The 25,934-nt window shown below is 38.1% G+C and carries 25 protein-coding genes and 1 other RNA gene; all 26 read left to right on the forward strand.

The window, feature by feature from the left end; all coding sequences use genetic code 11:
• Positions 1-26 precede the first annotated feature (26 nt).
• The 26 genes from ACE1TI_RS10175 (at position 27) to rnpB (ending at position 25,518) form a co-directional block, all read left to right on the forward strand.
• Complete coding sequence (locus tag ACE1TI_RS10175; protein WP_375007467.1) at positions 27-2,399, forward strand: AAA family ATPase; 2,373 nt, start codon at positions 27-29, stop codon at positions 2,397-2,399.
• On the forward strand, positions 2,374-2,796 hold the full coding sequence (locus ACE1TI_RS10180) for an acyl-CoA thioesterase (RefSeq protein WP_375007468.1): 423 nt from the start codon (positions 2,374-2,376) through the stop codon (positions 2,794-2,796). The genes ACE1TI_RS10175 and ACE1TI_RS10180 overlap by 26 nt, the downstream gene beginning before the upstream one ends.
• A gap of 76 nt (positions 2,797-2,872) precedes the next feature.
• Entirely contained in the window at positions 2,873-3,193 is a 321-nt protein-coding gene (locus tag ACE1TI_RS10185; protein WP_375007469.1) for a hypothetical protein, read from the forward strand.
• A gap of 46 nt (positions 3,194-3,239) precedes the next feature.
• Positions 3,240-4,064: an ammonia-dependent NAD(+) synthetase gene (gene nadE, locus ACE1TI_RS10190; protein ID WP_375007470.1), complete on the forward strand. Its 825-nt coding sequence runs from the start codon at positions 3,240-3,242 to the stop codon at positions 4,062-4,064.
• A gap of 103 nt (positions 4,065-4,167) precedes the next feature.
• Complete coding sequence (locus ACE1TI_RS10195; protein WP_375007471.1) at positions 4,168-4,674, forward strand: DUF4352 domain-containing protein; 507 nt, start codon at positions 4,168-4,170, stop codon at positions 4,672-4,674.
• A 27-nt stretch (positions 4,675-4,701) separates the two neighbouring features.
• A complete protein-coding gene (locus tag ACE1TI_RS10200; RefSeq protein WP_375007472.1) occupies positions 4,702-5,547 on the forward strand; it encodes a PHP domain-containing protein in 846 nt (281 codons plus the stop codon).
• 117 nt (positions 5,548-5,664) lie between these two features.
• Positions 5,665-6,573, forward strand: coding sequence for a homoserine O-acetyltransferase MetA (gene metA, locus ACE1TI_RS10205; protein WP_375007473.1), 909 nt, complete (start codon positions 5,665-5,667; stop codon positions 6,571-6,573).
• A gap of 208 nt (positions 6,574-6,781) precedes the next feature.
• Positions 6,782-8,002: an EAL domain-containing protein gene (locus ACE1TI_RS10210; RefSeq protein WP_375007474.1), complete on the forward strand. Its 1,221-nt coding sequence runs from the start codon at positions 6,782-6,784 to the stop codon at positions 8,000-8,002.
• A gap of 79 nt (positions 8,003-8,081) precedes the next feature.
• Positions 8,082-9,248 (forward strand): MFS transporter, encoded by a 1,167-nt coding sequence (locus ACE1TI_RS10215; RefSeq protein WP_375007475.1) that lies wholly within the window; start codon positions 8,082-8,084, stop codon positions 9,246-9,248.
• Between the two features lie 19 nt (positions 9,249-9,267).
• Positions 9,268-12,966 carry a dynamin family protein gene (locus tag ACE1TI_RS10220; RefSeq protein WP_375007476.1) on the forward strand — a complete coding sequence of 1,233 codons (3,699 nt, stop codon included), beginning with the start codon at positions 9,268-9,270 and terminating at the stop codon, positions 12,964-12,966.
• A gap of 104 nt (positions 12,967-13,070) precedes the next feature.
• The gene (locus ACE1TI_RS10225) at positions 13,071-13,424 is read left to right on the forward strand and encodes a cyclic-phosphate processing receiver domain-containing protein (protein ID WP_375007477.1); all 354 of its coding nucleotides are present in this window, start codon (positions 13,071-13,073) and stop codon (positions 13,422-13,424) included.
• Between the two features lie 253 nt (positions 13,425-13,677).
• Positions 13,678-13,848: a hypothetical protein gene (locus ACE1TI_RS10230; protein ID WP_375007478.1), complete on the forward strand. Its 171-nt coding sequence runs from the start codon at positions 13,678-13,680 to the stop codon at positions 13,846-13,848.
• Between the two features lie 105 nt (positions 13,849-13,953).
• Positions 13,954-14,883: a dipeptidase gene (locus ACE1TI_RS10235; protein ID WP_375007479.1), complete on the forward strand. Its 930-nt coding sequence runs from the start codon at positions 13,954-13,956 to the stop codon at positions 14,881-14,883.
• A 72-nt stretch (positions 14,884-14,955) separates the two neighbouring features.
• Positions 14,956-15,246: a HesB-like (seleno)protein gene (locus tag ACE1TI_RS21910; protein ID WP_483860645.1), complete on the forward strand. Its 291-nt coding sequence runs from the start codon at positions 14,956-14,958 to the stop codon at positions 15,244-15,246.
• Positions 15,247-15,411: 165 nt separating this feature from the next.
• The gene (locus ACE1TI_RS10245; RefSeq protein WP_375007481.1) at positions 15,412-16,212 is read left to right on the forward strand and encodes an ABC transporter ATP-binding protein; all 801 of its coding nucleotides are present in this window, start codon (positions 15,412-15,414) and stop codon (positions 16,210-16,212) included.
• Positions 16,213-16,440: 228 nt separating this feature from the next.
• Positions 16,441-17,229 (forward strand): SurA N-terminal domain-containing protein, encoded by a 789-nt coding sequence (locus tag ACE1TI_RS10250; RefSeq protein ID WP_375007482.1) that lies wholly within the window; start codon positions 16,441-16,443, stop codon positions 17,227-17,229.
• 133 nt (positions 17,230-17,362) lie between these two features.
• Complete coding sequence (locus tag ACE1TI_RS10255; protein WP_375007483.1) at positions 17,363-18,286, forward strand: chemotaxis protein; 924 nt, start codon at positions 17,363-17,365, stop codon at positions 18,284-18,286.
• A 496-nt stretch (positions 18,287-18,782) separates the two neighbouring features.
• On the forward strand, positions 18,783-18,929 hold the full coding sequence (locus ACE1TI_RS10260) for a hypothetical protein (protein ID WP_375007484.1): 147 nt from the start codon (positions 18,783-18,785) through the stop codon (positions 18,927-18,929).
• 192 nt (positions 18,930-19,121) lie between these two features.
• The gene (locus tag ACE1TI_RS10265; protein ID WP_375007485.1) at positions 19,122-21,419 is read left to right on the forward strand and encodes a DEAD/DEAH box helicase; all 2,298 of its coding nucleotides are present in this window, start codon (positions 19,122-19,124) and stop codon (positions 21,417-21,419) included.
• Positions 21,403-22,644, forward strand: coding sequence for a ribonuclease H-like domain-containing protein (locus ACE1TI_RS10270; RefSeq protein ID WP_375007486.1), 1,242 nt, complete (start codon positions 21,403-21,405; stop codon positions 22,642-22,644). The genes ACE1TI_RS10265 and ACE1TI_RS10270 overlap by 17 nt, the downstream gene beginning before the upstream one ends.
• Positions 22,645-22,822: 178 nt before the next feature.
• Positions 22,823-23,383, forward strand: a complete 561-nt coding sequence (locus ACE1TI_RS10275) for an SLOG family protein (protein WP_375007487.1) — start codon at positions 22,823-22,825, stop codon at positions 23,381-23,383.
• A gap of 170 nt (positions 23,384-23,553) precedes the next feature.
• Positions 23,554-23,835, forward strand: a complete 282-nt coding sequence (gene gpsB / locus ACE1TI_RS10280) for a cell division regulator GpsB (protein WP_375007521.1) — start codon at positions 23,554-23,556, stop codon at positions 23,833-23,835.
• On the forward strand, positions 23,828-23,980 hold the full coding sequence (locus tag ACE1TI_RS10285) for a hypothetical protein (RefSeq protein ID WP_375007488.1): 153 nt from the start codon (positions 23,828-23,830) through the stop codon (positions 23,978-23,980). The genes gpsB and ACE1TI_RS10285 overlap by 8 nt, the downstream gene beginning before the upstream one ends.
• 162 nt (positions 23,981-24,142) lie before the next feature.
• Entirely contained in the window at positions 24,143-24,622 is a 480-nt protein-coding gene (locus ACE1TI_RS10290; protein WP_375007522.1) for a nitrilase-related carbon-nitrogen hydrolase, read from the forward strand.
• Positions 24,623-24,657: 35 nt separating this feature from the next.
• The gene (locus ACE1TI_RS10295; protein WP_375007489.1) at positions 24,658-25,068 is read left to right on the forward strand and encodes an RNase H family protein; all 411 of its coding nucleotides are present in this window, start codon (positions 24,658-24,660) and stop codon (positions 25,066-25,068) included.
• A gap of 65 nt (positions 25,069-25,133) precedes the next feature.
• Positions 25,134-25,518: RNase P RNA component class B (gene rnpB / locus ACE1TI_RS10300), an RNA gene on the forward strand.
• Positions 25,519-25,934: the final 416 nt, after the last annotated feature.

The following is a 25,934-nucleotide window of genomic DNA, read 5'->3' on the forward strand; positions in this document are numbered from 1 at the left end:
TTACTACTAATTAAGGAGCGTTCGTTTTGGCGATATCTAACTACGACTTTATTCAAGCGGAAATAAAGAGATGGGAAAATCAAATGAACTATTTTTCCATCAAGGAAGCAAAACATCTGCTTGAACAAGCAGACATCGAACAAGAACATGAAACATTTATAGCAGCTAAGATTTATGGACTACTAGCTAGAGATCGTTACAATAAACGTTTTCGTTTTGATCCTATGGTAAAGAACTGGATAGTAAGCGGATTAGAATTAAATGAATACGAGCCTGTTCTATTAAAGCTGTCGGCTTTAGAGAACCTCAGTAATATAAAAGAAACTGTATTTTCTCTTCCTTTGACCTCCATGCGTGAAACAGACCAAAGCAGTGCACGAAAAAAAGCTGCAGGTCAATTAAATGATATAGCTGAAAAAGAACTACATTCCTTATATGAGACCAAAGAATACTTACACAGTAACTCTCAAACTCTTCAAGACACATTAGAAGAATCATTTGAGCTTCATAACTTAGAGGATTTTATTGATCAAGGTATCGATTTATATACAAATTTACACAACGCTACTAATGAATATTTGCGTACTGCTTCCGGTTCGTTTTATTCACCCGAGCAAGTGAAAATTATTAAAAACACTGTCTCTGATTTATCAGTATTAAAAAAACAATGGCATGATTTCCTGGAACGCACAGGTGCCCATCCACCTTCTGAACAGGACCCTTTGGATGAGTTGCACCAAATGATCGGATTGTCTAATGTGAAAAATCGAGTTCATCGCTTATATCATTATCTTCAATACCAGAAATTAAGAAAAGAAAAAGGATACCATTTAAGTGATGAACGGAGTTTGCACATGATTTTGACTGGGAATCCCGGCACAGGTAAAACGATGCTTGCACGTTTACTTGCAAAGATTTACCATCAATTAGGTCTGTTACAACGAGACGAAGTACTTGAAGCAGACCGCTCACAGCTTGTGGGAGGTTATGTCGGCCAGACAGAAGAAAAAACGATGAACCGGGTAAAAGAAGCAGTAGGCGGCGTGCTTTTTATTGATGAAGCATACAGTTTGAAAAGGGAAGGAATGTCAGGAAATGATTTCGGCCAAACGGCTGTTGATACACTCGTTTCTGCCATGACAAGCGGCGAATATGCGGGGACATTTGCGGTGATTCTAGCAGGTTATCCAGAAGAAATGAGACAATTTCTAAGATCTAATCCAGGGCTTCGGAGTCGTTTCCCGGAAAGCAACCATATTCACCTTCCCGATTATTCTGCTGATGAACTTATTGAAATCGCTGAAAAAGTAGCCCTGGATAATGATTTTGTCATAAGTGAAGAAGGCAAAAAAGAACTTGAAAAACGGATTGAAAAAGAACAAGTCGATGAAACTTTTGGGAACGCCCGAACCGTTAAAAATATAATATTGGATGCCATCTTCCAAAAAGGAGCACGTATAGGGGATACCTCCTCTTTAAAAATGGACGATTTTGCTCTTCTCACAGCAGAAGATATGAAAGATCCGTCTTTAACAGAAAAAACAGAAGAAGGCGAACCCCCTCTAGAGCAGTTAGATTCCCTTATTGGCATTAAAGACGTAAAGCAGGAGATGAAAAAGCTCGCTTCTTTTATTCATGTACAGAACGAACGCAGAAAAGCCGGCATTCCTGCTGCCCCCATACAGCTTCATACTGTGTTTACCGGTCCTCCCGGTACAGGGAAAACCACGGTTGCAAACCTGTATGCTAATATTTTAAAAGAAATGGGTTTATTAAAACGCGGCCATACCATCGTCTGCGGCCGAAGTGATCTTGTCGCAGAATATACAGGTCAAACAGCTGCAAAGACCAGACGGAAAATTAGAGAGGCTCTTGGCGGTGTCCTTTTTATTGATGAAGCTTATGCGCTGGTCTCGGCCGGAAGAGGAGATTTTGGAAGAGAAGCACTTGATACACTAGTAGAAGAAATGACGAAGCATGATGAAAATCTTGTCGTCATCCTTTCCGGTTATCCTGGACCAATGGAGCAGTTGTTCCAAACAAATCCCGGCTTACAGTCCCGTTTTAAAAAATCGTTTTATTTTCCTTCCTTTGAGCCGGAAGAGCTTGCATCTATTACGGATCATTACATTCGCAGTTATGGATATCATTTTGAACAAGGGACAGAAGACTATTTAACAGACATATACAAAACCATGGACACATCGGGGAATGCCCGATTTGCTGAGGATATGGCAGAAGAATTGTTTCAGCAGCAAGCGTTTAGGGTTATGGGCTTAGATGAACCAAATATAGATGATTTACGCTTACTGTTGAAAAAAGATATAAAAGCAGCATATGTTTACAAGCAGTCAGAAAGAAGGGACAGAAAAAGTGAAAATAGCCGAAACAGAAATTGACGTTAGATATGCAGAAACAGATCAAATGGGCGTTGTCCATCACTCTAATTATATTGTCTGGTGTGAACTAGGGCGTACGAAATTGATTAAGGAGCTTGGTTTTGATTACAGAGATCTTGAAGACTCTGGAATTGTCTCCCCGGTCATTAACATTGATCTAAATTATAAATTTCCGGCCCATTTTGGTGAAACCATTACGCTTTCTACCTGGATTGATAGTTATGATGGAATTCGAGTGGTGTACGGGTATAAAGTCGTTAATGAAAAAGGGCAGCTATGTGCAGAAGGAAACAGCAGCCATGTATGTGTAAAAAAAGAAACTTTTCGCCCCGTTTCGATTAAAAAACAGCTTCCAGATTGGCACGTAGCTTATGAAAAGTATAAAAAACCTAACTAAATGAAAATTAATCTATCATAAAAGTTCTTTTGAATGATAATGGTATGGTATAAAAGAGAAAGAGGGGCCTTACATTATGGCTTTTGGGATAAAAAGAAAAGAACTGCAATCTTGGAAAGAAAAAGCGAAAAATGAAGAGATCTCTTTTTTAACTCATTATTGGTATGATGAAAGATTTCCTGATTGCCATACCGTTACTAAAGCTGCCTGCTCTAACCTTCAAAAGCTGGCGGATTGGGGAAAACAATACGGATTAAAAGAAGAATGGATTCATAAACGCATCCCTTACCCGCACTTTGATCTGTTAGGCGAGAAACAAATTCATATTCTTGAGGCAGAAAACCAGCATCATCATATAAAACGATTTTCTTTATATGACCGAAAAGGTTTAAAATAAAACAATAGCAGGAAAAGATAAACAGTATACATGCGGAGGGATTGTAATGAAAGTTACGCAAAAAGAAATTATCGAAGCATTACATGTGAAGCCATATATCCATCCAAAAGAAGAAATTGAAGAGAGAAAAAACTTCTTAAAACAATATGCTAAAAAAACTGGGGTAAATGGGTATGTACTGGGTATTTCAGGCGGCCAGGATTCTTCTTTAGCTGGGAAAATTACACAAATGGCAGTAGAGGAACTGATTAAAGAAGAACCTAAAACATATGAATTTATAGCACTGCGGCTTCCATATGGTGATCAATTTGATGAAGATGATGCGGTTTCTGCGATGGAATATATTTCTCCATCACGAGCATTAACTGTTAATATAAAAGAAGCAACAGATGCAGCTCAACGTGCATTTGAAAAGGCTGCAAACAAAAAAATGAGCGACTTTAACAAAGGAAATACAAAAGCAAGAGAACGGATGAAAGTACAATATGATATCGCAGCAGAATTCGGTTGTCTTGTCATAGGTACTGATCACGCGGCCGAAGCTGTTACTGGTTTTTTCACTAAACACGGAGACGGTGCCTGTGATGTTGCACCATTATTTGGTCTAAATAAACGCCAGGGAAAACAATTATTAAGAGAATTAGATGCACCTTCCCAATTATTTGAAAAAGTACCTACCGCAGACTTAGAGAGCGATAAACCTGGCCTGCCTGACGAAGAAGCGCTTGGAATGACTTATGATCAAATTGATGATTTTTTAGAAGGAAAAGAAATTGACCCGCAAACAGCCGAAAACCTTATAAAAAGATATGAACAAACCGAACACAAACGCCAGCTGCCCGTTACAGTCCAAGACGAATGGTGGAAATAAAAATCGTGTATATGTGCTGTAATACTCCCGGTACTGCCGGGACTTTTTCTGATAATAAACTTACAGAATAGGCTTTTGATGGGAATGGGAGAGAGGAAAAAAGATGGACAAAAAATATTGGCTCTTGCTTGGATTAACACTAATTTTAGGTTTTTTCAGTGGTATGTTTATCCAATCACAGCGGGGAGCAGACAATGGAGAGCAGTTTTACCAAACTGTGTCTGCTGACTCAGAGCACTTATTGGAAATGGGGGAAACAAGCCGGGTTAACCGATTTGATATTACGGTCCATGAAGCCTACATAATGAATGAAGAGGATAGTCAGTATGTAGTAGTAGATGTTTCCTTTTTTAATACGGCAGACGAAGCTAGAGAGATTCCCCTTTTTAATACATTAGTCGTTGATGAAAAAGGGAATGCTTCAGAGCATGAATCAATGCATGATGACCAGCGCCTTGTTGGAGGCCAGATTCGACCAGAAGGGCTTCGACGTGGAACTATAGCTTTTAAAGTAGAACCCTCTTCTCATTATGAGTTTTCTTATATGGACCATACTGGAAAAGGAATGGCTACTTGGAACTTAGAATTAAATGAAGAAAAGGAAGGCTGAGGCAAAGTGACCAGGGCAGATTTACACATGCATTCTACAGCATCAGACGGGGGCTACACCCCGTCTGAATTAATGAGAAAGTGCTATAATGCAGGGTTATCCATTGTTTCTCTTACTGACCATGACACCACAAACGGTATAAAAGAAGCTAAAGAAGAGGCCTCAAAGCTTAACTTAACCGTTATTAATGGCATTGAACTTTCTACGAAAAATAAAGGCAAAAGCGTACATATATTAGGTTATGGCATGAATATTGAAGATAATTCGTTTCAAAAAATACTCGAAGAACAGAGGCAAATGCGGGAAGACCGCCTTCATATAATGCTAGAAAAACTGAAAGCACAAAATATTACCCTCCACCCAGAAGATGTATTAAAACACGTAGATGGGGGAAGCATCGGAAGACCGCATGTTGCGATGGCTTTAGTGGAAAAATCATTCGTCGCAAATGCTGCAGAAGCTTTTGATTTATATTTGGCGGAAGGAAAACCTTGCTATGTAGAAAAAGCTAAAGAATTTTCTCCCCAGGAAGCAATCCAATTAATAAAAGGTGCAGGCGGACTAGCTGTTGTGGCTCATCCCGTGTATTATGGAATAGACAGGCAAATTAAGCAATGGATCAAAGAAGAAGACTTAGATGGAGTAGAAGTTTACCATAGAGACCATGACTACCAGACAGTAAAGTATTATGAACGCCTGGTTTATGCTTGGGAAAAAGAAATCGAAAGAGACCTTTTAAAAACAGGGGGATCTGATTTTCATCATGAAACTTACGGCAGAAAGATAGAACCGGTAGGCACGACTACTGTTTCTTTATCGTTAGCCAACAAATTGTTAGACGCAGTCAAACAAGGCAAGCGGAAAGAGAAATAGGCAGAACTTTACTATATATATTGCTTATTTTCTCAATTCATGATATTTTGTAGAATTAAAGAACCCGAATTTTTAATAATAATAGAGAGAAATCGGACGAAGGAGTAAGAGAGACGTATGCCTATTAAAGTACCTGATCATTTACCGGCAAAAGATATATTAACTAAAGAAAATATTTTCGTTATGAATGAAAGCCGTGCGTACACACAGGACATTCGGCCTCTTAAAATTCTCATATTAAATTTAATGCCTTTAAAAGAAACAACAGAAACCCAGATTTTAAGAATGCTCGGTAATACACCACTGCAAGTCGATGTATCTTTTATGCATCCGGATACACACCGGTCTAAAAATACCCCTCAAGAGCATCTAGCTGCTTTTTATAAAACAATAGATGAAGTAAGCTATCGAAAATTTGATGGAATGATTGTCACAGGAGCGCCGGTAGAGAAACTTCCTTTTGAAGAAGTTGATTATTGGGATGAGTTAACAAAAATTTTAGATTGGAGCAAGACAAATGTGACGTCTACACTCCACATTTGCTGGGGAGCTCAAGCAGGATTATATTATCACTATGGTGTGCCAAAACATCCTTTGCCAAAAAAGAAATTTGGAATATATAAACATAGTGTCAATAATCCAAACCACAATTTATTACGCGGTTTTGATGATATATTTTACGTCCCTCATTCAAGATATACAGAAACGAAGAAAGAGGACGTAGAAAAAGTGGATGATTTAGAGATATTAGCAGAATCAGAAGATGCTGGATTATATATTGTCTCTGCAAAAAACGGGAAACAGATTTTTGTAACAGGTCACAGTGAATACGATACAGAGACTTTACAGGTCGAATTTGAAAGAGATAATAGAAGAGGTCTTTCTACGGCAATCCCTGAAAATTATTTTCCGGAAGACAATCATTTGCTGCAGCCGCCCCTTCGATGGAGAGCTCACTCCAATTTGTTATTCAGTAATTGGCTCAACTATTATGTTTATCAGCAAACACCTTACGATTTCGCATGAAATCATGCTTACAGCAGTCGATCTGTATAAGAAAAGAACCTTATACAGATTTTTTTTGCATTGTATTGTAAGAAAGTAAAAAGTGTTTTTCAGTAAACAGTGTACGTAAAACCGGCCATTCGCTATAAAAACGAGGCAGCAAGCTAATTTTCCCCATAAATACAACATATCAAATATAATTTCCTTTCATTCGAAAAAGGTGATAAATATGGACATCCTTGATATTGTAATGAATAAAAAAAGAGCTTTTCCTTACTACCAGCCAATCATTAGTGCGGATAAGCAAGAAATTACAGGGTATGAAGTGCTTGGACGCTTTCAAAAAGAAGATGGAGAAGTGATCAGCCTCGGTAATTTTTTTCATAACCCGAATACTCCCGAAGAGTACCGGTTAGAATTAGATGAGCACATTCAACATCAAGCCTTTACTACTTATCTGAAAGAAAAAAGAACCGATTATCTTTTCATAAATGTGGATGCGAATGCCATCACAGCCGACGGCGGAGAGCATTTTTTTGAAAATCTATCAAACTATCAAAAACAAGGGCTGCCTTTTGAAAACATTGTGCTTGAAATAAAAGAACATGAATTTGAAGGGGATACCTCACAGTTAAAACATTTTATTCAATACGTTCAAAGCATGCGGATCAAAATAGCGCTCGATGACGTAGGGAAAAGTACTACCCATTTGGATGCAATCGCATTTCTTGAACCTGACATTATAAAAGTCGATTTAGAGTTTGTGGAAGATCATTCTTTTCCAAGCATGTTTAGTGATGTACTTCACTCATTATCGATGCTCTCTCGAAAAATCGGTGCATCTCTCTTATTTGAACGCATTAGTGCGTTTAATCAATTAAACTATGCGTGGAGACATGGAGCCAGGTATTATCAAGGATTTTATTTAGGAAAACCAAAACCGCAATTTCTTGATAAAATGTCGTTTGCAGAGACACTGCGGAAAGATTTTCATCACTTTCTCCAATTTGAAAAAAAGAAAATTGAAGCACAGCTCGATTTAGTGAATACATTGAGCCAGCGTCTTCAAGAACAATTAAAACAAAACAAAGCATTAAATGATATTGACAAGCTCACCCAGAACATTGCATCGGCACTAGAAGATATCACTTTCCGAGTTTATATCTGTAATCATGAAGGATTCCAAAAGTCTGGAAACGCGGTAAAAGATGAGGAAGGAAACTGGCAGTATAGAGCAGAAGAGCGTAACCGCAATTGGAGTTGGCGCCCATATTTTTTAGAAAACATTATCCGAATGAATTATGAAAAAAAAGGGATATTGTCCGATTTATATACAGATATACATAGGGAAGAGAGAATCCGAACGTATTCCTATCCTGTTAATGAAGAACTGTATGTATTTTTAGATATCCCTTATTCCTATCTTTACGAAAAAGACTTTTTAATTTAGATATCGCATATTATGTCAAGGTCGGGCCAATTTAATATACGGCTTGACCTTCTTTATGGAAATACAAAGGAGGAATGAAATGATTCAGCAGCACGGAATTTACCCTTTGATGATTTATTTGTTTTTTGCCTACTCTACTTTAACAGTTATGGTTGGCTATGCACCCGTTTATTTTCAGTATGAAGGAATTACGCAAACACAGATCGGCTGGCTGATGGCCGTTGGACCACTGGCTTCTGTTTTTGCTCAACCTTTTTGGGGGTATAGAAGCGATAAATGGAAAACAATCAAGAAAGTCCTCATGGTCTGTATGGGATCCGCTATCATTATTAGTATAATATTTTTTCAGGTGAGCTCCCTCCCTGCTCTTATGCTTTTAATGTTTTGTTTATTCATTTTTTTAGCTCCTTGTACTGCGCTAGGGGACAGCTTAGCTCAGAAAACTGCTATACAAGAAAAAGTTAACTTTGGTTCCATACGAATGTGGGGATCACTCGGATTTGCTGTTACATCTCTTGTAACCGGTTTTATTCTTGAAGCATTGACTCCTGCTTATATATATTTACCTTTTCTTATATGTGCCGTCCTAGCTTTTGTATTAATCTTTTTTCTTCGAGATGTGAAACCGGCTAAAAAACCTGTTACGCTAATAAATGCTGTTAGATTTGGATTGAAACCTCAAGTTTTTATATTTCTTTTATTAGTATTTTTTATTTCACTCGGGCACCGCGCCAATGATAGCTTTCTAGGATTATATATCATAGAGCTTGGCGGTCGAGAATCACTGATTGGCAGAGCGTGGTTTATCGGGGTTGTATCAGAGGCTTTCGTTTTTTTCTTAACGGCGTTATGGTTTCGGCGTTTTCATCCGCTAGTATTTATTATTATTGCAGGAGTGCTATACGCCAGCCGCTGGATTATAATGAGTTTCATTAATGATCCTGTTCATATTATATGGCTGCAAGTGTTCCATGGCGTTACGTTTGGTTTAATGTATTTTTCTTCTTTGTCCTATATCACGAAGCTGGTTCCAGAAGAATTACAGGCTACAGGTCATTTATTATTTATTACAACCTTTTTTGGACTTTCAGGAATTGTCGGGTCGCTCGGGGGCGGTTGGGCCATGGATGAGCTCGGAGGTGCAGGACTATACCTATGGCTTGGGGTATTCAGCTTAATAGGGGCTCTCTCTCTCACTATATATACCATAATCATGAAAAAGAAAAGTGTCAGCGCAGCTTTTTAAGGTCAAGGAGGGATTCCTAATGACAGATACTAACATTTCATCCTGCTTTTTATCTGAAAATGAACGTACTGCATTGTTTACTAAACACAATTTTTCTCATGAAGCCCTTTTGGAGATAGCTCAAAGAATACAGCACGCGGCCAGCACGTATGAATGTCCGCGTATTTTTAAAAATGTAGATGTCCTGCTAAAAAAAATAGAAGATAAACGCCGGACAGCTGCATTTTGCGGGCAATTTTCTGCTGGAAAATCGACATTATTGAACCAGCTGATCGGAAAAGACCTCTTGCCATCCCACCCGATACCAACAAGTGCTAATATCGTTCATTTTAAAAAAGGGAAAGCCCCTTCTCTTTCTTATGAAGACGCTCAAACCGGAGAAACAAAAATATTATCAGAAAACGAATGGAAAGACGAATGGTTCACAAGTACGGACATCACGAAAGAAGTGTATCTTCAGCTTCCAGTACCGCATTTTCCAAACAACCTTGAAATCTTAGATACCCCGGGCATTGATTCAACCGAAAAAAACCATAAGGTCCTAGCAGAATCACGTCTGATTGAAGCAGATACAGTATATTACATGGTAGATTATCAAAAAGTAGAATCCGAAGAAAACTTCTCTTTCTTAAAACAATTAAACAAAGCTTATATCAGCCCTGTCCTTCTTATCAACCAAGTGGATAAGCATGAAGAACAAGAATTGGCGTTTTCTTTATTTCAAGAAAGAATATATAAAAGCTTACAGCAACAAAACATACAGGTAAAAAATATTTTCTTTCTCTCCGCGGCAAGACCCACCGTAAACAAAAAAGACTGGGATGCTTTTATCGACGAATTGTTTCAACACGATGATTCCACTTTCCAGGAAATCATTCAAACTAGTGCCCTCGGGATCTATCGGGAGCTCGAGCATCTTGCCTCTTACATACATACACAAATTCAGCCGTCAAAAGAAACGCTTAATTATATGTCATCGTATCTCTCCCTTCATTCTTTAGAACAAGAATGGCAAGAGAAACAAGAAACATTAGACAGCGTACCTTATTGGGATCGTCTCATTGAAAAAGATATTTTTAATGAATGTGAGGCTATTTTTAAAAATGCAAAGATTACTCCCTACCATACGAGAAACTTAGTTCGAGATTATTTAGAATCAAGACAAGCTGCTTTCCGCTTAAAAGGCTTATTCTCCAAAAATAAAACATTGCATGAAAAAGAAAAACGCAAGAAAAAACTGGTGGATAGTTTAAATGAAAATGTGAAAAATTATATAGATGTTCACTTGAGAACAGGCATCCAGCGTATTTTATCCGCTTATAGAATTGAAAACCGGCATTTTAATAAGGATCTGCTTTCTATTCAACATAAAATAAATTCGGATATACTGAAAAAAGCAGAAAGAAAAGGAGCTCAATTTTCTCAGGAGTATGTGCTGACCTTCAGCCGTTTTATTGTCGATGAAATCCGAATGAAATATAAAGAAATTCTCCGCGATTTACTTCCAGCTTTTAAAGAAGCCGTTCGAGAACAGCAGAAGATTCAAACAAGAACACTGACAAAAGAAGTTTCAACATTAGAGGGCGTTTTGCAGGAATGGAAAACCTGGGAGAAGGAGTATAACAAGCTGTCGAAAATGACTGCTTCAATTATCACCGAATTGAAGAACGCACACATACCGTTAACCTTGCCGTCTAAACGCTCTAAACATCAGACGCTTACGTATGAAGGGACGGACGTTCTAAAATCAGATGAGGTGGACATTAGTTCATTCTATCAAGATAACATTTCCAGCACTGCTGCCACATTCATGGAAACCAAACAAGCAGAAACAAGAAAAATAGAAAAGGCAGCATCATTGCTTCAGGACGTTAATGGTTTATCGGAAATTCAACATTCCCTTCAAGAACGTGTTATTCGGCTTCATCAAAAAACATATAGAATTACTCTATTTGGAGCGTTTAGTACGGGAAAATCATCAATTGCTAATGCGCTGCTCGGAAAGAATTTTCTTCCTGTTGCTGCCAATCCAACCACAGCTTCCATACAATACATCAAAGCACCGGACAGCAGGCACTCTCATGGATCCGTGGAGATTTCCTATAAAACCGAACAAGAAATAATAGAAGATATGAATGATGTCGTGAAGAAAGCCAATGTCACTTTGAATTCTATAGAAGAATGGAAGGGTTTTACTGCTGATAATGAACGCAACGAAACAGATGCTAATGAAGAAAATAAGGAAGAAGATGATCAAACGCTAAATCCGATGAAGCTCCTTAAAGAGGAAGAAATAATATTAGCAGACCAGTTTCATCAATCTTATCACCAATACAATAATGTGATAGGAAAAAGGATAGAAACAGATCATGATTCCTATCTAAAGCTGGCAGCAAATGAAGAACAAGCCATTCTAATAAAAGATGTAACTATATATTTTGATTGCGATTTTACAAGAGCAGGATATGTGTTAACCGACACTCCAGGGATAGGTTCTATTTACCGTCGTCACAGTGAAATTGCTTTTGAAGAACTGAAAAAATCAGATGCTCTATTATTTATCAGTTATTATAACCACTCCTTTTCAAAAGCAGATCATGAATTTTTATTACAGCTGAGCAGAACGAAAAATTATTTTTCTTATGACAAATTTTTCTTTCTAGTAAATGCCGCCGATCTTGCTCAACATGAAAAGGAATTATCCTCGGTTTTAGATTATGTAACAGACCAGTTAGTCCGCCTGGGTTTAACAGAGCCTCGGGTTAAGCCGATATCCGGAAAAAAAGCTTTACAATGTCACAACGACATATCATATTGGCAAACATCCGGTGCAGAGGGTTTTATCGAAGAGTTTCATCAATTTGCAAAAGCAGCGCTGGATCAAACGTTGATAAAAGAAAGCAAAACGGAAATAAAACAAGCCATTAATATATTACAAGATCAAAGCAAACATTTAGCTGATAAACAGCAAAGCCTGGTTCTGCAAAGGCAAAATTGGAGGGAACAGCTGCTTTCTTTTCAAAAATGGGTGCAGCACTATCATCCTCATCCGGAATGGCAATGGATAGAACAAGAATTAGAGGAATTATTATTTTATGTGAAGCAGCGCGTGTTTTATAGATATTATGACGAATACAAAGTAATATTAAATGCAGCACGTTTTAATGAAAAAGAAAGCTTCTCTTCTCAATTACACCGGTTTACCAATGAATTAATTCATTTTATCTTTTATGAATTTGCTCAAGAGATCAGAGCCACTATCATTCGTATGGAACACTTTATTGAGAAGCAATGGAAGGATCTTCAATATAATATTTTGAAAAAATTATCTCCTGAGGTTCGTCGTTTTTTTGTCAGAAAGAACCTGCATGCGTTCCCTGATATTACTATCTACGAAGATGTTCCTGTAAATAGCAGGTCTTTTTCATTTATTAGAGAGTACACTTCTTACCAGCAGTTTTTTATAGAACAGCAAAATAAACAATTAAAAGAGCAGCTAGAAGAGGCTCTTCGTCCTTATGGTGACGAAATAATGGAAAGCTACCTAAGGAAGTTAAAAAACATGTATCAAACTTATTTTTATGAACAATGGAATAATTGTCAGCAGGAGTTTGCTCATGCTGCAGACAACATGATAAAAGAATGGAAAACCAATACTCGAATAGATGATACAAGAGAGCTGGAACAGACTATTCACCAGTTAAAACGGTTGATTTGAATGTAATTTTTGTTTATAATTGAATGTTATGTTAAAATACTGGGAAAAGGCACAAACATCGCTAAGTTCCGACATACGAATAACATTTAAAGGATGGTTATATAATGGAACAACGTAATATTTTTCTTGACGATGTGAGGCCTAGTCCAGATGACCATATTTTGGTCACAACAGCGGAAGATTGTATCCTAATGCTGCAAGAAAATAAACCAGTTTCCCATTTATCACTTGATCATGATCTTGGGAGTAACAATAAAAATGGATTTGAAGTAGTTTTATACCTTCTAGAAAATAAACAATTTCCTGAACGGATTACTATACACTCAGCTAACGCACCAGCAGGCAAGAAAATGTATAATCACTTACTCGATGCAAAAGAAGCCGGGATTCTCCCAACACATGTAAAAGTTCTTCACCGGCCGCTGCCGCTTAGATTTTCACAGGTTTCAACAAAATAGAGATGCTCATCATTTTAGGGATTGCCTCTTATCGAAAGGGGCAATCCTTTTTAAAATGTGGTATTTTTTATGTATAGCGCCCAGAAAAGAACTTGTTCTTTCTTAGAAGAAAGGGGAAAAGGAATTGAATCAAGTAGAGGTTACAGATAGAGCCGTGGATTTCATTACGAAGCAGACTGCGAATGATAATCAGCCAATCATAACACTTACCTCTACTTTAACAGGAGGTTGACAGGGAGATATAGAGTTTTCCTTGATTCTGGACGAATCAATAAACGCCGATAAAATAATAGTGTATACCGATACGGAGACGTTACAACATACAGGTGAACTGCCGCTCCTGGACCGGCATCCAACCCTTGGATGGATATTAAAAAACAAAAACGAAACCCTTGCAGTCGGGTTAAAATGGAAAAAGAAGTAAGCATCAAACCAAAACCACATATTACACAACTGATGTAAGGCCGCATATCTTATATTACTAGAAAGAGCATGGGTTCGATTTTATAAAAAGAGGGGAATTGTAGGTATGTTTATCGCAGACGCTCATTGTGATGCTTTATGGAAAATGCAAAATATGAAGCATTACTCGTTTTATGGGACCTCACCTTTACGGGTAAATGCGGAGAGCTTAAAACGAGGCCGCGTCCGAATTCAAAATTTTGCTCTGTTTACGTCCGTAGAAGATCCTATAAAAACACAAAAAGAGAAGCTTGATAAAGAAATTAATTTATTTAAAAAGTATATCGCCGGGAATAACTATATAAAATGGACCCCATGGAAGCCGATACGTTTTTCTCCTAATCACACTCATGCCATATTATCTTTAGAGGGTGCAGGTATGATTGGAGATGACCTAAATGAATGGAGAAAGCTAAAGGAAATTGGAGTGGAAATGGCAAGCCTGAGCTGGAACGAAAAAAATGATCTCGCTGCAGGAAGTTTGCAATCAAATAAAAACGGTTTAACAAAAGCAGGTAAAAAAGTGGTAGCATGGCAAAATGACAATGGGATGGTAACAGATGCTGCTCACTTAAACGAACGCAGCTTTTGGGATGTTTTAGAACATGGGAAACACATTGCTGTAAGCCATGCTAATGTGAAGGCCCTTTACGACCATCCAAGAAATTTAAGTAACCAACAAATAGAAGCACTCATTAAACAACATAGCTTTATTGGTTTAACCTTTTATCCGAAATTTATAAATGGTACAGATACCGCTGATTATACAGATTTTGCAAAACAAGTGGATTACCTCTGCAGCAAAGGAGCAGAGAACATTATCGGTTTCGGCTCTGATTTTGATGGGATAGATACAAGTATACAGGGATTGGAAAGTCCAGTCCAATTTCCTCGTTTTATTGACTGGTTGTTAACACATTTTGATGAAAAAATTATTCGAGGTTTAGCAGGTGAGAATTTTAAGCGCTTTTGGGAAAAAAAGAGGTTGGTACAGTGAGGTCATTGTGAATTCCTTTGCAAATATAACAATTTGCTCTAAAATAATAAGTGGAGAAAGAGGTGAGAACAAGTGCAAATTACAAACCAAGCAAAGCAATTTATTGAAGAAGTCATGAGTGAGCATGACATGTCTACGATTCGTGTTGTTTTCTCCGGTATGGGCTGAGGCGGTCCAAAATTGGGACTGGCTCTGGATGAGCCGGCAGAAAATGACGTCAAACAGGAAATTAACGGTATTAATGTAGCAATTGAAGAACAAATCGTTTCTCACGTTCAAAATGTAACGTTAGACGTGGAAAGTTCCGGCGACGGGCAGGTCGGGCTTGTCATGAAAGGCGAAACGAATAGCGATTGCTGTTAATTAGCACGGTAAGCAGCGGAGCTGTCTCAATAGCAAGAAGAGACAGCTCCTTCTTTGATATGCAACACTTACAAGTCCAAAAGAGTACACCGGTAAAACATTCTGGTTTTTTCATAATAGCCATTGGTTGAAATTTCTCTTTCAATTTTACAAGGAGGACCCTTTATGGAGGACGTAAATAATATGCTTTTATCCTTCCAAAATGTCAGCGTTATCACTGGTGGAAAACAAAGATTAAAAGACATCACATTTGAAATGAAAAAAGGCGAACACTGGGGTTTATTAGGATTGAATGGATCCGGAAAAACTACACTTTTACAATTGATTACAGGATATGTGTGGGCCAGCAAAGGAACATTAGCAAGCTGGGAAGGTACATTTGGAAAGATAAATATTCACATGCTTCGCCAGCAAATTGGCTGGGTCAGCGATTCTTTAGATGACCGGTATCGAACCAAAAACACCAGTACGGCCCTTGAAGTAGTTTTAAGCGGGTTATTCGCCACTATTGGTGTCTATGAAGAACCTGGAAACGAAGAAATTGAAAAAGCAGAGCACTGGCTCGATTTTTTTGGAATTTCTCACCTTAAAAATACTTCGTATATGTATTTGTCTCAGGGTGAAAAGAAAAGAGCAATGCTTGCCAGGGCCTGGATTGCTGAGCCTAAGTTATTGCTTTTAGATGAGCCTTGTACAGGACTTGATGTAAAGGGCAGAGAGGAGTTTCTGGCTTCCTTAGAAGACTTGCTTCAGCTTGAGAACGCTCCTGCACTTTTATATGTGACTCATCACTTAGAAGAATTACCTGCATCTGTACAAAATGTATTATTATTAAAAAATGGGGAAATCCTTCATAAAGGACCAAAACAAAAGACACTAACAGACGTATTTGTTCAAGACGCATTTGATGTTAAATCACGAATTGTCTGGGATCAAGATAGACCGTGGCTGGTCGTTTCCTCTTAATAATGTTTTCAAAGAGTTTGGGAAATGTTTTTTATAATTTTACAAATTTCCATGAAAATGAGAGGATCACTTCAAGACTTCCTGTCATACCAGGAAAAAAGCAATTTTTTATTTATATTTTTATTTACAATAGTTTTCTATATATTGCTTGTTCAACCTCGAATGTATTTATATAACCATTCTATATGTTACAATACATTTCAGTATTGAAATGAAAGGAGAATTCCTTTGAGTAAAAAGTGGATATTAAGCATTGCCCTGGCTGTATCAGTATCAGTAACTGCAGCTTGTGGGGATGAAGAAGCTCAAGAAGGACAAGAAGGTCAAGAAGGAGAAGGCCAGCAGCAAGAAGAGGGTCAAGAAGGAGAAGCACATGAAGAAACTCCCGAAAAACCGGAAATGCCAGATCCAGACCTTGAAGATATACCTGATGTAGTAGCAGAGGTAAATGGAGAAGAAATTTCTAAAGATGAATTTGAATCTGTTTATGTTTCTACGCTTAATACCTATGCTATGCAAGGAATGAACATTGAAGAGCAAGATGATGACGGTGAGATGGAAAAGCAAATTCAAGAACAAACAGTAGAACAGCTTATCGGACAAGAATTATTGATTCAAGAAGCAGATAAGCGGGAATTGACTGCTTCTGATGAAGAAGTAGAAGAAGAACTCACTTCGTTAAAAGAACAATTTGGCTCCGATGAAGAATTCAAACAAGCACTTGAAAGCGAAAATCTTTCAGAAGAAGAGCTTCAAAGTGACATAGAAAAACAAGTAAAAGTAGAGAAATTAGTAGAAGATGAAGCAGGTAATATTGAAGTATCCGAAGACGAATTAAAAGAAATGTACGAACAAATGAGTCAAGCACAAGGTGGAGAGGATGGAGAAGAAGGTCCTTCCTTTGAAGAAATGAAACCTCAGCTTGAAGAACAAATGAAACAGCAAAAAGAGGGCGAAGAAATCCAGAAATTAGTGGAAGAACTTCGTGAAAGCGGAGATGTCACCGTTAATATTTAATTAGCTTACGATCCATCCGGCAGAAAAAAGCTGCCGGATTTTTTATTTTTATGATTGCAGTCCCCGCATTATAAGGTAAAATAAAGACAAAAGTACCAATAAACTGTTCGGTTTATATGTGGAGGAGATAATGATGGCACTAACGAATCAATCGGATATATTACTCGAAAGCGGTACAAACGAATTAGAAATCGTCATGTTTCATGTAGGGACTGGGATGTTTGGTATTAACGTTTTAAAAGTGAGAGAGATTATCCAGCCTGTTGAAATAACTGAAACTCCTAACAGGCATCAGAATTTAGAAGGTATCATCCGTCTGCGCGAAGAAGTTATTCCGGTAATTGATCTTGCTAAAGTACTAGGATATCCACCAGCTGACCAACCGGAGCATGATAAATTTATCATAGGGGAATTGAATCAGAGAAAGGTGGCTTTTCATGTTCATTCTGTATCACGAATACACCGCATTTCTTGGGAGCAAATAGAAAAACCAGGGGACCTTTCTCAAGGACACGATGCTAATACAATAGGTATCGTTAAAATGGACCAGGGGATGGCACTTTTACTCGATTATGAAAAAATTGTCATGGATATTGCTCCAAAAACAGAGATTCAAAGCATCCAAAAAAATGAAGACCAGGTAAATGATCGTTCTAATAAAAAGCTAATGATCGTAGAAGACTCGCCTGTACTTAGAAAATTACTGGCAGATACGCTGGAGGAAGCTGGATACACTTCAATAGTAGTGTATCAGGATGGAAAAGAAGCCTGGGACTTCGTTAATGGTCTTGTTAAAACCGAGGATATTGATGCGAGCGACATCCGTATTCCAGATGCTATTATTACAGATCTTGAAATGCCAAGAATGGACGGCCACCAATTAACTTTAAAAATAAAAGAACATAGTAAGTTGCAGCATCTTCCTGTTGTTATTTTTTCTTCTTTAATTACAGAAGATTTATACCACAAAGGAGAACGAGTGGGTGCAGACGCCCAGATCAGCAAGCCTGAAATAAGTCAGTTAGTCGAAGAAATGGACAAATTAATATTAAACTAAGAAAAAAAGCTTTAGAAGGGTCTCCTTTTAAAGCTTTTTTGTGTCTTATTAGATCATTACCAAACCGGACAGAAGGTTCAGCTTTTCTATTTTTTGTTATATAAATTTTCAAAAAATTATTGACTGTGTTATAACACATGTGTATAATAATCATTAACATATAACAAAATAGGGAGTGGTTAGAATGAAACAAACAAACAAAAAAACAAATGAGCGTCGTTTTACGCCAAACAAAGAAGAAAAATCTATTTTGCAAATGATTAACGACTATTACACAGCCAGATAATTAAAAATAGACCTCTATCTACTCCTTACAATAGCGGGAAGCAGCCGTTATTGTATTTTTTTCACCCATTAACTAATACAGTATGTCCTTCGAATTGTATTTTTTTGATCTGTTTTAATACAACCTCTCGCGAAAATATTTTGAATATTCTCGTTTCGTGGAGTATAATATATAATAAGCAATAAAATTCACGGAGGGGAGACGATCTTAATGAAGGAAATAGATCGCATCAACCTCATAAAAGAATTAGAAGAACTTTGCGGTATACCGCACGCTTTACTCGTCAGACTTAATAATGAAGAAATTAAAAAGCTGTATGACGAGAGAGTACAAGACCGAGTCACATCCACCAATTAATTACAGCATATATGTCGTGAATTTCACCTGTCGCAGAGGCGGCAGGTTTTTTATTATGCCAGAAAACGAAAGTATTGGTGAAGAATCTAAGGCTTTTGCCATAACATTCGCAGGAAAACTGGTTTTAATGATTTATTGATTGGAAAACAAACATATATTCGCTAAAATATACATAATAGAGGTGAACAACTAATGCGAAAAAAATCCTTAGAACAATTAATAGAATGGATAAAATCAGAAGAATCCATAAAAAATCAAATAGAATACTGGCATACGCTGGAGGAAGAGCCGGCTAAAACCGTTACGTTTCCTACCGAGCTAGATAAAAGAATTGTAAATGCCCTGCAAAATAGGGGCATTTCTTCTCTCTATACTCATCAGCGATCGGCTTTTGAAAAAAGCGGAGTGGAATATAAACATACAGTTTCTGTTACGCCCACAGCCTCTGGTAAAACACTATCCTATAACCTTCCTGTTTTACAATCTATTCTTGACGATAAAAAAAGCAGAGCCCTTTATTTGTTTCCGACAAAGGCTCTTGCTCAAGATCAAAAAAGTGAAATCAATGAACTGATTGACGAAATGGAAGCCGATATAAAAAGTTATACGTATGACGGGGACACGTCCCCAAATATCAGACAGGTCATTCGAAAGGCCGGCCACGTTGTTATTACAAATCCGGATATGCTGCATTCAGCGATTTTGCCTCACCATACAAAATGGGTCTCTTTATTTGAAAACCTTAAATATATTGTGATAGATGAGCTTCATACGTACCGTGGTGTCTTTGGCAGTCATGTATCCAATGTAATCCGGCGTTTAAAACGGATTGCTAATTATTACGGAAGTTCGCCTGTGTTTATTTGTACATCTGCCACTATTGCCAATCCAAAAGAGCTTGCTGAAAACCTTATCGGAGAGAGTTTTCATTTAATTGATAACAACGGGGCGCCCCGGGGACGAAAACACTTTGTTTTTTATAACCCACCTATTGTAAATGAAGCCATGAATATCCGAAAAGGAGCAACAACCGAAGTATATAAATTAGCTTCGATGTTTTTAAAAGAAAAAATACAAACGATAGTGTTTGCAAAAAGCAGGGTTCGAGTAGAAGTAATCTTAAGTCATTTAAAAGAATTAGTTAAAAAAGAAGTCGGCCCTAAATCGATACGTGGGTATAGGGGAGGATACCTCCCGAAACAGAGAAGAGAAATTGAAAAGGGACTTCGAAACGGAGACGTGATGGGGGTAGTCAGTACTAATGCCCTTGAATTAGGAGTAGATATCGGCCAGCTTCAAGTTTGTATTATGACGGGCTATCCAGGATCTGTCGCAAGTGCCTGGCAGCAAGCAGGCCGTGCCGGCAGAAGACAGGATGAATCACTAATTCTTATGGTTGCCAGTTCCGCTCCGGTGGATCAATACATGATTCAGCAACCAGAGTTCTTTTTAAACCAAACCCCTGAATCAGCGAGAATCCATCCAGACAACCTTATTATTTTAGTGGATCATATTAAATGCGCAGCGTTTGAACTCCCTTTTCAAGAAGGTGAGACCTTTGACGGAGTTGAGATAGAAGAAGTGCTTGAATATTTAACGGAAGAACAAGTACTGCACCATCGCGGCCATAAGTGGTATTGGATGAATGACGGCTTTCCTGCTCATGGTGTCAGCTTACGCTCTGCTTCCCAGGAAAACGTCGTCATTATTGACCAAACGGACATTGCGAATGTAAAAGTTATTGGTGAAATGGACCGCTTCAGCGCGATGACGCTGTTACATGATAAAGCTATTTATTTACACCAAGGTGTGCAATTTCAAGTGGAAGAACTTGATTGGGAAGAAAAAAAGGCTTATGTCAAAGAAGTACAAGTGGAATATTTCACCGATGCTAATTTGGCTGTCGAATTAAAAGTATTAGAGGAAGATAAAAGGACAGAATATCCTTCTTTTGAATCGGCTTTTGGGGACGTCATGGTTAACGCAAAAGCTACGATTTTTAAAAAAATTAAAATGACGACCTTTGAAAATATAGGTTCCGGCTCCATTCATCTTCCGGAAGAAGAATTGCACACGAATGCATGCTGGATCAGTTTTCCAGATCATACCGTCAGCCAATTTGGAAAAGAACCGTTAGAACAGGCACTAATTGGAATAGCTAATGTACTGCGTCACGTTGCTCCTGTTCATGTGATGTGTGACCAAAGCGATCTCCATGTTGTTCCGCAGATGAAAGCCACTCATTCCGAAAAGCCGACCATCTTTTTATATGATCGCTACCCTGGCGGAGTAGGTTTATCTGCAGCGGTGTACAACAATTTTCCAGAATTGCTTCAAAACGGTAAAAAACTTATTCAGTCCTGTCCTTGTACGACCGGCTGCCCATCCTGTGTAGGTTCTGATTTAAACCTCGGGGAAGAAGCAAAATGGCTGACACTTCGGCTTATGCGGCTGTTAGAGGAGGAACAACAGGTTGAAGCTAAAAAATAAATTGAATCGCATGAAACACCATTTAGGGTCTGTAAATCACAGCCAGTCAAATAAAAAAGAAAACATTAATGAACAAGACGGCTGCCAAACTTCAGATATTCCATATGCCAAAGAGTGGGAGAAATTGAATGCATCTGCTCGCTTTTTAGAAGATCAATACATGGTAAAAAGAGAAGTCATTTATCCGTTTCATCATGCTCATGGCAAATATAGATTAGAGGAGCTGTATGACGTGTGGGAAGAGTGGGGAAAAGAAACAGCTTTTCACCCTCTTCACCCTGAGAATCGAAGCCCGGAGGATCTTTTATTTTTTGACACCGAAACAACCGGTTTAAACAGCGGAGCAGGCAACATGATTTTTTTGCTCGGCGGAGCCCAGTTTACAAGTGCACATGTAAAAGTGAGTCAATTTTTCCTGCCAGGTCCAGAAGCCGAAGTGGCTTTATATCACCATTTTTTAAGAGATACGGCTTCTACAAAAAACCTAGTCACATACAATGGAAAAGCTTTTGACTGGCCGCAGCTTAAAACCAGGCACACTTTTGTAAGAAACGAAGTACCCAAACTTCCTCCATTCGGTCACTTTGATTTACTGCATGCGGCCCGCCGGCTTTTTAAGCACCGGCTTTCTTCTTGTAAGCTTTCTGTCGTGGAAAAAGAAATATTACAATTCGAGCGTATTGATGATACACCGGGGTATCTGGCACCAATGCTTTATTTTGATTTTTTAAATGAAAAGCATCCCGAATATATTGAAGGAGTTCTCACTCACAATGAGTGGGATGTACTGTCCTTAATTACACTTTATATCGACCTTTCGAAACGAGTTCTAAGAAATAGACCTTTCGGAAGAGAAACGTATGAAATAGGAAGATGGTATGCTCAATGCAAAGAATGGGAAAAAGCAAGTTGGTGTTTTGAGAAAGCACTGGAAACAATCCAAGAAGAAAGTGATTGGCAGGAAGAGTGCTTGTGTGCACTTGGTTTTGTATATAAAAAGTTAAACCTTGAAACAGATTCAATGGAATGTTTTATAAAAGTGGTAGAAAACAATGGGGCAAACGGGGCCGAAGCGGCCATAGAATTAGCTAAATTTTATGAACACCGGAAAAAAGATCCAGAGAAAGCTCTATCCTTTGTTCTTGAAGCAGTTAAAATAAATGGATATGCAAATCAGGAAATAAACAAAAGAATAATCCGCTTACAACAAAAAATAGGGAAATAGGAGAATGTAATATTTCCCGGGCAAGCGCAGAATAGTACGCTTTTAGTAAGAATGTTCCTTTTTTCGACAAAACGAGTAAAACTTAAAGTAATTTAATTAAGTGATTATGTCGAAAATCCAATTTAAGCAGGGATCCTCTGTCGGTTTCATTCAAAGGCAGAAGAAAGGAGGGGATTTTTTGAAAGTACTTGCAGCAACCGGATATAAACCTCAGGAAATGGGGATCTTTCAGCCAAATGCCAAAGAAATCACCTATATTAAAAAAACAATTGAAAAGCGATTAATCGGTTTTTTAGAAGAAGGACTAGAGTGGGTGGTTGTGTCCGGGCAGCTTGGTGTAGAACAATGGACAGCCGAAGTGGTTATAAAATTAAAAATAGAATGGGATGCCTTAAAATTAGCCGTGCTTCCTCCTTTTCTGGAGCAGGAAAGCATATGGCCTGAACAAGCACAGGAAAGATACCAGCATATTATTAATCAGGCTGATTATTCAGAAGCAATTTCCAAAAAGAAGTATGATAATCCCGGGAAGCTGCGGGCAAAAAATGATTTTATTATTATGAAAACAGACGCCCTTTTGTTATTGTATTCAGAAGAACAGGAAGGAACACCGCGTTATTATTTACAGGCAGCAGAACGAAAAGCAGCCAAAGACCACTACCCAATATATTGGATTACTCCAGATGACTTACAGCAGACAGTCGAGGAAATAGCAGAGGGAATGGACACCTTGGAATAGGAATAGCAATTCAAATTGACTTTTCCCTGAAGTTCTGAAAAAATGAAATACAAATAACGATTTATATAACAATGAGCATCTAAACTGAATTGATATTTGGGGTGAACCAAAGCATGCAAAATATTCATTTATCTGCCAAAGAAATTTTAGATAAAGACTTTAAAAGCAGCATGAAAGGTTATAATAAAGATGAAGTAGATCAATTTCTTGATATGGTTATCCAAGATTATGAAGCATTTGAAGAAAAATTAAGTGAACTTGAACGCGCCTTAGAACAATCTAAAAGACAAACAAACAGTGCATCTGGAGAAACAAGGTTCAATAGAGAAAGCCAAGTTTCTGCAACAGAGCAGACTGCTCCTGCCCAAGCAGCCGGCGGTACAAATTATGATATTTTAAAACGTTTGTCAAACCTCGAAAAAGAGGTGTTTGGCAAAAAATTATATGAATAATAACTTATACAAAGTATGCTTAGCCCAGCAATGTTCTATGCATGGGAAAGTGGAAGATAATAAAGAAAGGTGTGCGGATACTGCAAGAAAAGCAGCAGCTGAAGGTGCCGCTTTATTAGTATTTCCCGAGCTTGTATTAAGATGATACCACGCTGAAAAAGAGGATTTTTATCAACTGGCAGAACCTGCCCGGCCCAACACACCTATAATCCAATTCTTCCGCACTCTTAGTGCACAAAACAGGAATGGGCATTGTATTTTCTTTTCCAGAAAGAAATGGCAGTAAATTGATATTACCTCCGCATTCATCGATGAATCGGAGGAACAGCTTGTTTTGTATCGAAAATCCAAATTATGGGGAGTAGAAAAGAAAATTTTTTCTCCTGGTCCTAAGGATTACAAATCTTTTTCGTCTCGTTTTGGACGAATTGGCATGTTTATATGTTTTGATATGGAATTTCCTGAACCATCCAGAGAATTAGCAAAAAAAGGAATAGACCTTATCATCTGTCCTTCTGTCTGGAGCCAATCAGCAAAAACGCGCTGGGAAATCCAGCTGCCGTGCCGTGCATTGGATAATCAATGTTATATAGCTGGTGTTAATACCGTTTTTAACCAAGCATGCGGCGGTACTCAATGGGTGGACCCTTTTGGCAGGGTAATAAACAAAGCTTCAAAGGATGAGGAAGCACTAATATATGGAGATTTTGATAAAAGCCTTTTGGAAAATGCCCGCACATCTATTCCTTATTTAAAAGAAATGAACTTTGACACATCTAAAGAGTGATTGCTGTATACATGGTTAGGAGGTAAATACCAGGATTGTTAAAAATATATGTGGACGGTGCCAGTGCTGGAAATCCAGGACCTGCTGGTGCCGGCATTTTTGTAAATAAAGGAAAGGGAAAAAATGAGCATTATGCCATACCGCTAGGTCAGATGACGAATCACGAAGCGGAATTTGTAGCGTTAATGGAAGCTTTAAAGATCTGCAAGGAAAATAGTTGGAATATGGTTTCTATCTGTACAGATTCAAAACTCGTAGATGAGGCTGTAGAAAAACGATATACTAAAAAAGCAGCATATAAACCATATCTAACAGAGATTCTAAAACAGCTTGAAGAATGTGAATTATGTTTTGTAAAATGGATCCCATCGAGTTCAAACCGCTCAGCTGATCAACTGTCCAAAAAAGCGATTCAAAAAAATAAGTCATCGAATACTTTTCTGTAACTCTGGGTTGCCAAAACAACCTATTCGCGATATAATAGAATTTGTCACTAAAATGAAGCATAAAACATTCTGGCAGTCGCTGCACTTACGGTGCAGAGGAAAGTCCATGCTCGCACAGCCTGAGACGGCTGTAGTGTTCGTGCCTGACGAAACCATAAGTCAGGGCAGTCTGGTAGACTACTAGGCTGACGGCGGGGAAACGACCTGTGTCGATTTGATATGGTCTTATTACCCTGAAAGTGCCACAGTGACGGAGTCCGTTTGGAAACAAACGGAGTGGAACGAGGTAAACCCCTCGAGCGAGAAACCCAAATTTTGGTAGGGGCGCCTTTCTGAAGGAAATGAACGGAAAGAAAGGGCAGAGTTTTCACTCTGCAGATAGATGACTGCTTCCGGAGTGCAAGGTGAATAACCGCAGCAGCACAATGGGACAGAACATGGCTTACAAGAATGTTTTATGCCTCTCAACGAACCCCTGATCAGGGGTTTTTTTATTTTAACGGATAATCAGCCGGTCGTAATTTATTTTTACGATCGGCTGTTTTTATGTATCAAAAAGGAAAGACTGGTGTTTCGTGTATATTTACCATTAGCAGATTTTTATTAATACCTAGTAAAGCATGTCAAAGGACTTTCACGGGTCTATTCAACCACCTTACTGGACGATGGCGGAACAAGGCTATGTACTAAGAACTAAAATGCAGGGAAAAGGTCTGGCACTCTTTTTTAGAACCTGTTTGATAAATAAACAAAGGAAAATGAATAGTTGTATGGAATAAATACAACAGAAGGCACGGGTGTACTCTCTAAGACTTTTCCAAAAAGAATTTCAAAAGTTGGCAATATTATTATATTAGGACAAGAAA

The organism is Alteribacillus sp. JSM 102045, assembly GCF_041949975.1.
GTDB lineage: Bacteria > Bacillota > Bacilli > Bacillales > Marinococcaceae > Alteribacillus.